Source organism: Mesorhizobium sp. M0051 (assembly GCF_040323235.1).
In the GTDB taxonomy this organism is placed as follows: domain Bacteria; phylum Pseudomonadota; class Alphaproteobacteria; order Rhizobiales; family Rhizobiaceae; genus Mesorhizobium.
The window spans coordinates 41,977-54,863 of sequence record NZ_JAMYUT010000031.1 but is presented as its reverse complement, the minus strand read 5'-3'; the positions used below and the strand labels follow the sequence as shown (position 1 = coordinate 54,863).

Below are 12,887 nucleotides of genomic sequence, written 5' to 3'. Positions count from 1 at the left end.
GCTTGGGATCCTGGTGCCGGGCGTCGGTCTAGCTCGCAACGATGAAGTCTTGCACCTCAACATCTGTTTCTCCAAGGTAGGGCAACAACGGACATAATGTCGTCGCTTGTCGATTTTGACCAGAAGGTTAACAGCACGGTGCCACTCATGATTGGACGATCGGGAGCCACGAACCTGGCGCGCCCGGCGCAGCGTCTCGGGTACCTGACGGCGATGCTGGTCCTGGTTGCCAGGCCGCTCGTCTTTGGGATCGCCCTCTTGTTGGCTGGCCAGGCACAGGCGCAGGCGCCGGCGACCGTCCCGCCTGAAAGGGTCAAACAGCTGTTCGAGCTTCTCGACGATCCAACAGTGAAGGCCTGGGTGGCTGAACAACGAAATCAGGACGCCGGATCGACGGGCACGCCTGCCGAGGCAGGGGCTTCGCCGACCGACGCATCGTCCGGCGCCGTGGCCGCACCGGGCCAGATGAATACGATGGCATCCTCGACGCTCGATCGGGTCAGGCACCATATCGAACGAATCGTGCGAACCTTGCCCCTGCTGCCAGGCCAGTTCGCGCGCGTACGCGCAGAGACGATGCAGGACATGTCCAGCAAGGGGTCCGCAAGCGTATTTATGCTGATTGCGATGTTCATTGCTGCCGGCCTGGCGCTCACTTGGGCAACGTATAAAGTCACACGTCCATTTCGTCTTTGGATTATCGTGCAACCGAAGGATACGCCAATCGGGCGAGCCAAGAAGATTGGTGGTCGCGCGCTTTATTCCAGCATGCTGATTGTCTCTTTCGCACTGGGCAGCGCCGGCGCGTTTATGTTGTTCGACTGGCCGATGCTTATCCGCGAGATTGTATTGACATTCCTGATGGCGGCGGTCCTCACATGGGGTGTGCGCATGTACGTCATGGCCATGCTCGTCCCTTCCTTCATGAACGTCGAGAACGCCGTCGAGGTTCGGGGTTTGCCGATCACCAACGTAGTGGCGGACCATTGGTCCTATTGGCTGCCCCGGATCGTCGGCGTCTTCGCCTTTTTCGGCGCCGCGTTTATCCTCTTGCCGGGTCTCGGCATCGATCAGGACGGAATGATGGTCCTGTCACTGGGCGCCGATTTCGTGCTGCTGCTGCTGTTGCTGCTTGCCATCTGGCGTCGGCCAAGAACGCAGCGAGACGGTGTGCGCCACAGCGGTCACACGGAAGTGACATGGTTGTTGACTGCTTATTTCGTCGTCCTGTTCCTGCAGCGTGTAGCCGGGCTCTATATATACTTCTGGTTTACCTTCGCCGCATTCTTCCTGCCGTTCGCAATCGTGCTGACACAGCGCGGGGTTAATTTCGTCCTGCGGCCGGGTTCGGAAGATGTCGGCCGGCCTACGATCCCGGCGGTGACGATCGCTGTCATCGATCGCGGAATCCGGATGATTTTGATCCTGGCGGCGGCTTACTTTCTCGCGGGTGTCTGGGGTCTGAACATGCAATCGATGCGCGACAGCGATACGACGACGATGTTCATTTTGCGAGGCTTGATCAATGTCGTGGTCATTGCCCTCGCAGCCGATTTCGGCTGGTCGATCATCAAGGCTTTGATCGAACGGAAGCTGGGCATCGAAATACCGCACCCTGTGATCAGCGACGAGGACGTCCCGATCCTCGATCCGCAGCAGGCGCGGCTGAACACGCTCTTGCCGATCCTCCAGAACATGCTGCTCGCATTGATCGTTGTGATGGCGGTGCTGATGATGCTCGCCTCCATGGGTATCCAGATCGGCCCGCTGATCGCTGGCGCTGGCGTCGTCGGCGTCGCGGTGGGCTTTGGCGCACAAACCGTCGTCAAGGACGTCATTTCAGGCGTGTTTTTTCTGCTCGATGATGCGTTTCGTGTCGGCGAATATATTTCCTCGGGCAATTACAAGGGGACGGTGGAAAGTTTTTCGCTGCGCTCGGTGAAGCTGCGCCACCATCGTGGCCCGCTGTTCACGATACCTTTCGGTGAACTCGGGGCAGTCCAGAACCAGAGCCGTGACTGGGTTATCGACAAATTCAACATCACCGTTGGCTATGACACCGATATCGACTTCGCTCGCAAGCTGATCAAGCGCATCGGCCTCGAACTGGCGGAAGATCCGGAGTTCAAAAACTGGGTGCTCGACCCAATCAAGATGCAGGGTGTGCAGGAGTTCGGCGAATACGGCATCGTGTTGAGGGTCAAGGCCATGACCAGACCGGGAGGCGCCTTCGGTATGAAACGCAAATTCTATGTGCGCCTGCGCCAAGTCTTCAAGGAACAGGGCATCGAGCTCCCATTCCCGACCGTCCACATCCAGGGGCTGCAGACCCCACATGAGGCAGAGAATGCGCCATTGGAGGTCACACCCGAGTTGCAAATGGCTGTCGCGCAGTCGCACACCAATCGGCGCAGGAAAAAAGCCAGCACAACGGAGTAGGAAGACTGTGACACCTACCGGCGGCTTTGCGCGCATCGCCCATGGTAGGGATCGCCTTCTATCTTCAACTGTTTAAGCCGAAAAAAGTGTAACGAGCCTCGCCGATCCCGACTATACTCTGACAGCTGCCGGCAGTGACGTGGCCTTTGCGTCAAACTCTATATGCCGGTACGGCAGCGATCTTGCCGTTATGGCGGTCGATATTGAAAGTCAGGATGAGTGGCCTTGATCACGCGTCTCCTCATCTCAACGCTAGCAGGTGGCAAGAGGAAACTTTCGCAAACGATGGCCACGGCGCCGTCCGGATCGGCAGCGCTCTGCCCCAGGACCCGCACCGATCGCTCGATGCCCATTTTGCACTGCCGCTTGCTGGTCGACGGCGATCGGTTCATCCTTGTGAATACCCTGGCCGTGAAGTGCGTAGCTAGATCACACCGTCACGGCCCCTAGCGAGGTCTTGTTCTATGGACTGCTCAGGCTGCGGTTTCGAGGTTGAGAGCGGTTACGCTTTCTGTCCGAGGTGTGGCAGGCGCCAGCCCGTGCTTTGCGCCAGTTGCGGCTATCCCTGCGCACCTGATTTCGAGTTCTGTCCGAAATGTGGGGCAAGCGTCGGTGCGTCCGCAAAAGCCGTCGAACGGCCTGCTCCGACACCAAGCCAGACCATTGTGCCGCCTTCTCGGACTCCGTCGCTTCTTGCGAACATCGAACGCGAAGAAGGGCTGCATCCCGTCTCTGACGCCGATCGCCGGACGGTAACGGTCCTGTTCGCCGACCTTTGCGGCTTCACGACACTCAGTGAGCAACTCGACCCCGAGGTCATGCAAGCGCTGCAGAACGAACTGTTCAAGGAATTGACCGCGGCCGTCCGAAACTTTGGTGGTTTCGTCGACAAATTCATCGGCGATGCACTGCTCGCTTTGTTCGGTGCGCCGGTCGCGCATGAGGACGATCCGGAGCGTGCGCTTCGCGCCGCTCTTGACATGATCGCCCGCACGGCGCGGTTGGGCGAAGGCACCTCCCACTTCGGCTCGCCTCTGTTACTCCACATCGGCATTAACACGGGTCCGGTTGTTACTGGCGGATTGGGCATCGGCACCGCCAAATCCTATTCGGTTACCGGCGACACGGTGAATACGGCGCAACGCCTGCAATCGCTCGCCGCGCCGGGTGAGGTGCTGGTAGGCGAGCTCACTCACAGGCTGACGCGGCATGCCTTCTCTTACGAGCCGCTGGGTGATGTCGTGCTTCGCGGCAAGGCTGGCAGTGTGCTCGTCCATCGACTCGATGCCCCGCTAGCGGCGCCGCGTGCAGCGCGTGGGCTCGAGGCACTCGGCCTCAGCGCGCCGATGATAGGTCGTGGTGCGGAGCTCAATAGAATGCTGGCGAGCCTTGACCAGGCGTGTGGCGGCTCGGCCCAACTTGTCCGCCTCGTCGGAGAAGCCGGTATCGGGAAATCGCGGCTGGTGAAGGAGTTCGTCGCCCGCGTCGGCGATGAGGATCGTTTTCGCAACGTCGCTGTGCGGCAGGCCACCTGCTCACCACTGGGCGAACAATCATTTGGCGCCTTGGGCGCGGTGGTGCGCAGCGCTGCCGGGATGATGCAAAACGACAATGGGGACGAAATGCGGGAGAAGCTCGCAGCCTTGCTTACCGATCTCGGCCTGCAGGGCGACGAGGCAAAGCGATTGATGCCTCTGCTCTACCATGTGCTTGGCCTTGGCGACCCCGAAGCCACGTTGCAGCATGTCGAGCCCGAGCAGTTGCGGCGGCAAATTCTCTACGCAGTCCGCACGATCATCGAACGGCGGCTTGCGCTGTCACCGCTGTTGATTGTCGTCGAAGACCTGCACTGGGCCGACGCTGTGTCGCTTGAGGCGCTACGTTTCGTGATGGACAGGTTGGAACGCACGCGGTTGATGTTGCTGGTCACCCATCGTCCGGCGCCGGACAGCGGCCAGCTCGACTCAAGTCGGGTCAGTCATACAGCGCTGAGACTTTCGCCGCTTAACAGGAATGACGGCCGCAGCCTGCTGGCGGCGCTTTTCGGCGAGAGCTGGGTAAACTCTGCAGGCGGGCTTCTCGAGCAAATCCTCGAGCGCGCGGGCGGCAACCCCCTTTTTCTAGAGGAGATCGTTCGCGGCCTTATCGATCGCGGTGTACTGATGCGCGAGGGCCAGCGATGGCGGACTGTGGCAGGCGAAGTCGCAACCGGCATTCCCGCCACTATCCAGGCAATGTTGCTTGCTCGCGTCGACCGGCTGCCCCAAGAGGTGCGCCGATTGGCCCAGGAAGCCGCGGTAATCGGCCCGCGCTTCGATGCCACACTTCTGAAAACCGTGACAGCCGACCCCGGCCGGCTAGAAGCCGCCTGCGAAATACTATGCGATGCGGAAATCATCGAGGAAGTTGCCGGATCAGGCTCGGTCTCGTCGCAAAGCTACCGCTTTACGCAAACGTTGCTGCAGGACGTGATCTACCAGAATCTGCTCCTGCAACGCCGCACCGACATTCACGGGCGGGTCGGCGCTGCCTTGGAGCAAATGTGCGGCGACAAGCCGGAACGACTCGAGGATTTGACAGTGCTCGGTCATCATTTCGCACAGAGCGCCGAACGGGAGAAGGGTGCGCATTACCTGCAGGCAGCGGGCGATCGCGCTCGAATGATATACGCCAACGATGACGCCCTTCGTCTCTACGAGCGAGCCCTGACTGCGTTGGGCGCGGTCGGGCAAACACCGCTCAAACTGGCAATTCAAGAGTGCATTGCCGATCTGAGCGGCCCGGCAGGCCACCGCGAGATCGCGCACAGCCACTACGACACGGTGTTGCAGGCATACCGCGAGTCAGGCGATCGTGTCGCTTCAGCGCGAGTTTTGCGTAAGATCGGCCGGCTGCTCTGGGACGTCGGCAAGCGGGACCACGCAGAATCCCGCTATGCTGAAGCGGCAGCGCTCCTCGATGGAGCGGATGCCCCGGTCGAGCAGGCGCATCTCTGGCAAGAACGTGGCCGACAGGCATTCCGTAGCGGAGATCATGCTCTCGCGGCAAAATGGGCAGACGCAGCGCTGGATTGCGTAGGCACCCTGACGACGGAACATGTCTCCGAGGTGGGGCGTGGTGCCACTCTTGTGACCGCCGAGGCACTCAATACCAAGGCTGTGGCGTTGGCTCGTCTTGGGCGAAACCGTGAAGCCGTGCGTCAGGTTGAGCGTAGCATTGAATTGGCCGAAGCCGCCGGTCTGCTGGGCGCGGCCTGCCGCGGCTACACCAATCTCGGTGTGCTTTACACGACCATCGATCCGGCACGGGCGATGGAGGTCTGTCGGCGCGGTCTTGAAGTGGCGCGCCATATTGGTGATCTGGGCTTTCAGGCGCGCCTCCTCGCCAATTTGGCGGTCGCTTGTTGTACCTTCACGGATCGCTGTCCAACGGAGGGCGTGCCTGCTGCCGAGAAGGCCATCGAGATCGACCGGGCACTCGACCAGCGCGAGCACCTGCCGGTGCCGTTGATCGTGCTTGGGCAGATCCACCAGTGCAACGGCCGTCCGGAACTGGCGGTTGGCTTGTTCAACGAAGCACTGGAGGTAGCCCGCGAAACGGCCGAACCCCAACTGCTGTTTCCGTGCTATGATGGTCTTGCAACGCTTAATCTCGACCTCGACAATCTGGCCGAGGCCGAACGCTACTTTTCCTTGGCGCAGGGTGTATGCGCCCAGCACGGGCTCGACCCGGAGACGCTTGTGGTGCTGCCTTTTCTCGATTAGCCGGGGTTGGAGGTTGAAATGTCCGCGCGCAGTGACTTGGTACCGCTTCAACCGGGCGACCGGGCGCCAAACGTGGTACTCGACGCCATTTCCCAGGAAGGCAAGATCGCGCTTGACGACTTTCGCGGACATAAACCGGTCCTGGTTGGCCTGTTTCGAGGTCTGCATTGTGCGTTTTGCCGACGCCATATCGCCGCCCAGGCGCGGCTTGATCCGGAACTGCGTGAAAAGGGCGTGCAGAGCCTGACGGTGGTCAACACGCCGATCGAACGGGCGCGTCTCTATTTCCGCTACCACCCGATGCCAAATCTGCTTGCGGCCTCCGATCCTGAACGCGCTTCACATCGTGCTTTTGGACTGCCCAATCTCGAATTCACCGAAAACGAGACGAACTGGCCGTACAAGGTCTCGATGGCAATGGCGAAGGATATGCGGGTCGACTTACCAGGCGAGTTGCCCGGTCCCATGGATCCTTTTGCGGCCAGCGAATTCCTCGGCAAGAAGGACAATTACGAAGTGACCGAAGCCGACGAGCAGATGATGGCAACGGGACACGGACAATTGATAGGTCAGTTCCTGCTGGACCGGCAGGGGATCGTCCGGTGGAGCTTCACGGAGGTTCCAGAGGGTGGGCGATACATGTTTGGAGCGCCAAACCCGCAGGAATTGATGTCAGCAGTGTCCCAAGTCGCCCAATAGAGACCCTTGCAGCAGTAAGTTGCGGCGATGCGCACGCAATCGCGTCTATCCCCGCATGATGCGATAGACATTTGCATCGCCCTCGACACCGAGGTCTGCACGCAGCATCGTTGTGGTGCCTGTGGCAGGAACGCCATGCTCCCGCACGGTCCGCCGACCCATGTCTGCTGCCGAAGCCGGTTCGATAGCCGCACTCCTTAGCCTGCCAAGCCGTCGGTCGGTGACAGAGAAGGGTTGCCGCGAACGTCGTGGTTGGGTCCACTTTTCAATAACTACAAGAGAGCGCAGGAGTTCGGCGACAAGCTCAGAGCTCGACAGACCGTCGGTCGCGCGATGGGTGCCGAACTGCAGCACAGCTCTGTCAAGATCGGGGCGAATTAGAGCCACGCGAAAAAGCCTTGAAGACGGGCCTTAAGGCAAGCGCTCATAGAATTTCAATGAAGCTATAGGTTAGTCGCAATTCATATCGACCTCATTTCATATAACGTATCACTACTCATTTCGGCGTAGATTGCCGAGTGGTCAATTGGATTTGCCGGCTATTTCCGTAGTCAAAAATAGGTACCAAGAGCGAACTCAATCGTAGGTTGTGCATTGCCCAAAAGACGAACAAGGGACGCACGAATCGGATTGCGCCAAGGGATTCCGGCTTGCAGACCTGGTATTTGTCTGACATGATTTCGCGTTTTCAAGTTTTGTTCTGGTCAATGGGGCGTCTGGATGGCTAAGGAATCTTCGAATGCCGCTTCTTCGGCAAATAAAGTGGACGGAAACCTGATCGGTAATGCAGAGGGAAACGGGCTGAACTTCGTGGTGGGCCAGGCTCGCGAGGGCGGGGCCTCGGGCGACGCTGTAGGTGTCGACAAGATACGCGATCTGCTGTTCGGCAACCAGATGCAGGACTATGACCGCCGCTTTTCCAAGCTTGAAGAACGGGTCTTGCAGCGCTTCAAGGATGTCGAATCGGAAGCCAAGCGCAATCTCGAAATGTACGAGTCAAATGCAAAGAAGCAGATCGATTCGCTTGCGGGGCAATTGCGGAACGAAAAAGATTCACGAGCCGATGCCGACAAGGAGATTGACCGGAATCTTCGCGAGCAAAACCAGGCACTTGAAAAGCAGGTGCGCGCGTTGTCGGACCAATTGAGCGAGCTTGAGCGCGACGTTGCGGACCGGATAAATCGAAACGATCATTTGCTGCGTGAGGAAATCAAGCAGAAGAATGAAGGCGTTCAGTTGCTGATAGAGAAAATGTTTGCCGACCTCAGCAACGTCAAGACCGACCGAAATCTTCTGGCTGGCCTGTTTGTCGAGGTTGCAAAATGTCTGAACCAGGACCCGGTCGGCAGCAAGAGCAACTCGGACCGTAGCTGGAAAGTGAGTTGATGGGACCTTGACGTCAACCGTCGACCCGATCACCCTTCCGCAAAGAACAGCCTCGAACGATACAGAGATTGATCGCGAGGCTCTGGCTCGCCTTTTGATCGAAATTGCCCGGAATGTTGATCCGGACTACCGCGCGCGTTTCGACGGAGTTCCAACCGCCGATCCTCGCATGGAAACGCTGCGCCAGTTGCTGGTCAGCCGCGAAATTTCAGAGCTTTCACGAGTTACCCATCTGCTGGACGAACCGGAGCAGCTCGCGGCAGCCGTGGGCGACGTTCTTTCCAGTGCGGCCGCACGAGCGCCTCATGCGCAACTCGGCGAGGCCCTTGCGCCAGCTGTTGAAAGGGCTGTGCAACGGTCAATCCAGAAGAGCCCGCGCACGCTGACGGATATTTTATACCCAGTGTTTCTGCCGGCAATTCGCAAGTCGATCGGGGAAAAGATCGACCAGACCTTTCAGTCGTTGAATGAAACTTTGAGACATATCTTTACCTGGCATGGGCTCAAGTGGAGATTTGAATCGTGGAGAACTGGAGCTAGCTTCTCAGAAGTTGTTCTGAAGCATTCTCTTATCTATCGTGTGGAGCATGTCTTTCTCATTAACCGCAATTCCGGGCTTTTGATAGCGCATGTAACTGCCGATAATGCAACTAGCGAAGATCCTCAACTTATTTCTTCGATGCTCAGTGCAATTCAAGATTTTGTGAAAGATTCATTTAACGAGAAAGAGCAGAGCGGCCTGGACACAATTCGTTTTGGCGACCTTCGTCTCTGGTCGGAAGTTGGACCGTTTGCGACCCTGGTTTCGGTGATCCGAGGAAATCCGCCAGAGGAATTGCATGAAATCGTTCGCGATGTATTGCTTCGCATCCATGATGAATGCTCGCAGGCTTTAGAGCAGTTTGACGGCGACAGTACGCAGTTGGCCGGCATAGAAGCGCAGTTGCAGACCTGCGTTGAACTGAAGCAGGAGGAATCAAACCAGGGATTTCCGTGGCTGGTGGTGGCTGCAGCCCTGCTGATTTTGATTCCGGCAGGCGGTTGGTTCTTTCTTTCCTGGCAATCCGGGCAGCGCTGGCAGGCCTATGTGTCGCGACTGGAGACCCAGCCTGGCATCATCGTTGCAGAACAAAAGATGCGCGGCGGCCAATTCTATATTGCCGGCCTGAGAGACCCGCTTGGCGCCGACCCGCAGTCGCTGTTGTCTGGAACGCAGGTCGATCCCGCCCGCGTTCATTCACAGTGGCAATTGTATCAGAGCCTTGAGCCGGAGTTCGTGTTGAAGCGACTGACGGCGTCGCTGACCCCGCCCGATACAGTACGACTTTCGATCGTCAATGATCGCATCGTTGCCGAGGGTGAGGCTCCCGACACCTGGATAGATCGGGCGCGCGCAGCCGCCCGCCAGCTTTCGGCAGGCGGACCGGAATTCGACATCTCTAAGGTTCGTGATGTGAGCCCCGAAGCACGCGCGGCGGAGCACTGGCAGGCCTATGTGTCGCGACTGGGGACCCAGCCGGGCATCATCGTTGCAGAACAAAAGATTCGCGACGGCCAATTCTATATTGCCGGCCTGAGAGACCCGCTTGGCGCCGACCCGCAGTCGCTGTTGTCTGGAACGCAGGTCGATCCCGCCCGCGTTCATTCACAGTGGCAATTCTATCAGAGCCTTGAGCCGGAGTTCGTGTTGAAGCGGCTGACAGCGTCGCTGTATCCGCCGGATACAGTACGACTTTCGATCGTCAATGATCGCATCGTTGCCGAGGGCGAGGCTCCCGACACCTGGATAGATCGGGCGCGCGCAGCCGCCCGCCAGCTTTCGGCAGGCGGACCGGAATTCGACATCTCCAAGGTTCGTGATGTGAGCCCCGAAGCACGCGCGGCTGAGCACTGGCAGTATTATGTGTCGCGACTTGAGGCCCAACCGGGGATCATCGTCGCCCAACAAACGGCGAGGGGCGGACATTTCTACATTTCCGGCCTGAGAGACCCGCTTGCCGCCGACCCGCAAGCTCTGCTGTCCGGAACGCAGGTTGATCCTGACCGCGTTCATTCACAGTGGCAATTCTATCAGAGCCTCGATCCGAAGTTCGTGGTGAAGCGGCTGACGGCGTCGCTGACCCCGCCGAAATCGGTCCAGCTTTCGATCATCCAGGGTCGCATCGTTGTCGTGGGTGAGGCTCCTGCCGCCTGGATCAACCGGGCGCAGGCCGCCGCCGAACAACTTTCGGCGGACGGAGTGGTTCTGGATGTCTCGCAGCTGCATGAACTGGACCTTGCAGAACTCAATCATTTGAGAGAAGCCATCCAGACGACCGATATTTTCTTCTCTTCCGGCAAAGTTGTGCCGGGACCAGAGCAGGTGCCGGTTCTCGACAGATTGGCGGGTCAAATAAAGGAATTCGCCCAAGATGCCCGCAAGTCAGGCGTAACAGCGCGGTTCATGTTGACCGGCCATTCGGACGCCACGGGCCGTGAGACGGCCAACGCGTCGATCAGCGCCGCCCGCGCCGAGACAGTTCGTGCGCTTCTCAACAAGCGCGGCGTCGCTCCGGAACTGCTGCTGGTTCGGGGCGCGGGCACCTTTGAACCCGCGGTGCCTGAAAATAGTCAAACTGGTAGCTCCACCAATCGCCGGGTTTCGGTTACGGTAAACCTGGATTAGGGCGGAGCCCAAGATGTTGCAAAAAAAGATCTGTATGTTGGGCGGGTTCTCTGTCGGAAAGACCAGCCTGGTTCGCAGGTTTGTGCAAAGCATCTTTTCAGAAACCTACTTGACCACGGTAGGAGTGAAAATCGACAAGAAGAGTGTCGCACTCCCGGACAAAACAGTGGATCTGATTTTGTGGGATTTGGCCGGCGAAGACGATATCGGCTCATTCCGCGTCAGCCATGTGCGAGGTGCGACAGGGCTCGTGCTTGTCGTCGACGGAACCCGCGCCGCTACTCTTGCCGCCGCGCTCACGCTGCGCGAGCGGGTCGAGGCCGAATTCGGTGCTATGCCGTTTGTATTGCTGTTCAACAAATCCGATCTGGCCGATCGGTGGGTAATACCGGATAGTGAGATTAGCGGACTGAGGCAACGTGGATGGCAAATCTATGTAACAAGTGCGCTTTCGGGTGAGCACGTCGATGATGCGTTCCTTCAACTTGCTTCGATGGTCACCAAATAGACCATGCGTAGATTGCCACGAGAAGTCGGAGATTGGATTTACAATTTCTTCTATAACGAGCACTCTATCGCATATGTCAAAATTGACGCCCAGCTTTGCATAGCCGCGAAGGGCGGTAACGTTGAACATTACGGGCTCTTATCCGTTCGCATCGGCAGGCCTGTTACCGATCAGCTTCAATTCATGGAAGGTTTGCTGCCTTTCCCGGAACTTCCATATCATATGGCTATGATCGAACTGCCCAGCGGGCGTGTCGCGGACCTCCATCTTTTTGCCGACGACGACTGCGTGTGGCTGCTCTTTCTTGACGCCACTGCCGAACGCGACAACAAGCAGCGGCTTCAACAGAAGGCTTATGAAATGACGCTCCTGCAAGAAAGGGAGCGTCAACTCAACGAGCAATTACAATCGACGAACGAGGCGCTGAGGAAGAGCCAGGAGGGATTGTCGCGTGAATACCAGCGCGCCGAATCCCTGCTCCTCAACATTCTTCCGGCGTCGATCGCGGAGCGGTTGAAAGCGCACAAGAAAATTGCAGACAACCACGCGGAGGTGAGTGTGCTTTTTGCCGACATCGTCGGTTTCACGGAAAGAGCGCGGAGCGTCGGAGCGGTAACGACGCTCGCTATCTTAAATTACTTCTTCAAGGCGGCGGATCGGCTCTCGGAACGACACGGCTGCGAAAAGATCAAGACAATCGGCGATTGTGTGTTGGTTGTCGCTGGCTTGCCCACCGCGCGATCCGATCATGCACAAGCCCTTGCGCACTATGCACTTGAACTGCGGAGGGCGGTCAAGCGCGAACGCTTCGCGGGAGAACCGATAAGACTGAGAATTGGAATTCACTCAGGACCGATCGTCGCTGGCGTCATAGGCAAAAGGCGGTTCGCCTACGACCTGTGGGGCGAGACGGTTAACCTCGCCTCACGCATTCAAACGTCCGCGGAGCCCGATGAAATCCGTATTTCCGATGCAACCCGCCAACTGCTCGGACCAAAATTTGCTTGCGACCCGCTCGAGGAAACGGAATTGCGTGGTACAGGTCGTGTCCGAATGTGGCGGCTCCCGGCCTGATTTGCCGCTGATCGCACTGCACGTCGTGGTGTGGCGCATTCAACGACCGAATTTGCCCATTCAACTCTGAGACCAAGCTTCTCACTGGCGGAACCGGCTACGACGTCGTCGTGCCAAGCGCCAGTTTCCTGTCCCGCCAGGTCGGGGCGCCTTCCAGAAGCTGGACAGGGCGAAGTTGCCAAACATCGCCAACATGTGGGACCTCATCGAGCGGCGCACCGCCAAGTACGGCCCAGGCAACCAATATTCCGTGAACTATATGTGGGGCACGGTGGGTTTGGGGCCAATTGTCTCAGGAATTGGAGCCTCCAATCAACGTGGGGCGGTTCACGATCTTGAGGGTACTCTCTTC

Annotated in this window: 7 protein-coding genes and 1 pseudogene; all 8 read left to right on the top strand. The window is 58.4% G+C overall.

Going from position 1 to position 12,887, the window contains the following annotated elements:
* Nucleotides 1–96: 96 nt before the first annotated feature.
* Nucleotides 97–2,439 (top strand): mechanosensitive ion channel family protein, encoded by a 2,343-nt coding sequence (locus NKJ90_RS26605; protein WP_023762159.1) that lies wholly within the window; start codon nucleotides 97–99, stop codon nucleotides 2,437–2,439.
* A 464-nt stretch (nucleotides 2,440–2,903) separates the two neighbouring features.
* On the top strand, nucleotides 2,904–6,203 hold the full coding sequence (locus tag NKJ90_RS26600; RefSeq protein ID WP_031261055.1) for an ATP-binding protein: 3,300 nt from the start codon (nucleotides 2,904–2,906) through the stop codon (nucleotides 6,201–6,203).
* Between the two features lie 18 nt (nucleotides 6,204–6,221).
* The gene (locus NKJ90_RS26595) at nucleotides 6,222–6,902 is read left to right on the top strand and encodes a redoxin domain-containing protein (RefSeq protein WP_023762157.1); all 681 of its coding nucleotides are present in this window, start codon (nucleotides 6,222–6,224) and stop codon (nucleotides 6,900–6,902) included.
* A 720-nt stretch (nucleotides 6,903–7,622) separates the two neighbouring features.
* Entirely contained in the window at nucleotides 7,623–8,288 is a 666-nt protein-coding gene (locus tag NKJ90_RS26590) for a coiled-coil domain-containing protein (protein ID WP_023762156.1), read from the top strand.
* Nucleotides 8,289–8,295: 7 nt separating this feature from the next.
* On the top strand, nucleotides 8,296–10,953 hold the full coding sequence (locus tag NKJ90_RS26585) for an OmpA family protein (protein ID WP_352487154.1): 2,658 nt from the start codon (nucleotides 8,296–8,298) through the stop codon (nucleotides 10,951–10,953).
* 13 nt (nucleotides 10,954–10,966) lie between these two features.
* Nucleotides 10,967–11,461: a Rab family GTPase gene (locus NKJ90_RS26580; protein WP_023763046.1), complete on the top strand. Its 495-nt coding sequence runs from the start codon at nucleotides 10,967–10,969 to the stop codon at nucleotides 11,459–11,461.
* 3 nt (nucleotides 11,462–11,464) lie between these two features.
* A complete protein-coding gene (locus NKJ90_RS26575; protein ID WP_023763045.1) occupies nucleotides 11,465–12,535 on the top strand; it encodes an adenylate/guanylate cyclase domain-containing protein in 1,071 nt (356 codons plus the stop codon).
* Between the two features lie 68 nt (nucleotides 12,536–12,603).
* A pseudogene (locus NKJ90_RS26570) lies at nucleotides 12,604–12,818 on the top strand (spermidine/putrescine ABC transporter substrate-binding protein PotF); the annotation flags it as partial.
* Between the last annotated feature and the right edge of the window lie 69 nt (nucleotides 12,819–12,887).

Bases quoted from the DNA above. Each gene is read 5' to 3' on its own strand.
- NKJ90_RS26580 (WP_023763046.1), top strand. From the start codon at position 10,967: ATGTTGCAAAAAAAGATCTGTATGTTGGGCGGGTTCTCTGTCGGAAAG.
- NKJ90_RS26605 (WP_023762159.1), top strand. From the start codon at position 97: ATGTCGTCGCTTGTCGATTTTGACCAGAAGGTTAACAGCACGGTGCCA.
- NKJ90_RS26600 (WP_031261055.1), top strand. From the start codon at position 2,904: ATGGACTGCTCAGGCTGCGGTTTCGAGGTTGAGAGCGGTTACGCTTTC.
- NKJ90_RS26590 (WP_023762156.1), top strand. From the start codon at position 7,623: ATGGCTAAGGAATCTTCGAATGCCGCTTCTTCGGCAAATAAAGTGGAC.
- NKJ90_RS26595 (WP_023762157.1), top strand. From the start codon at position 6,222: ATGTCCGCGCGCAGTGACTTGGTACCGCTTCAACCGGGCGACCGGGCG.
- NKJ90_RS26575 (WP_023763045.1), top strand. From the start codon at position 11,465: ATGCGTAGATTGCCACGAGAAGTCGGAGATTGGATTTACAATTTCTTC.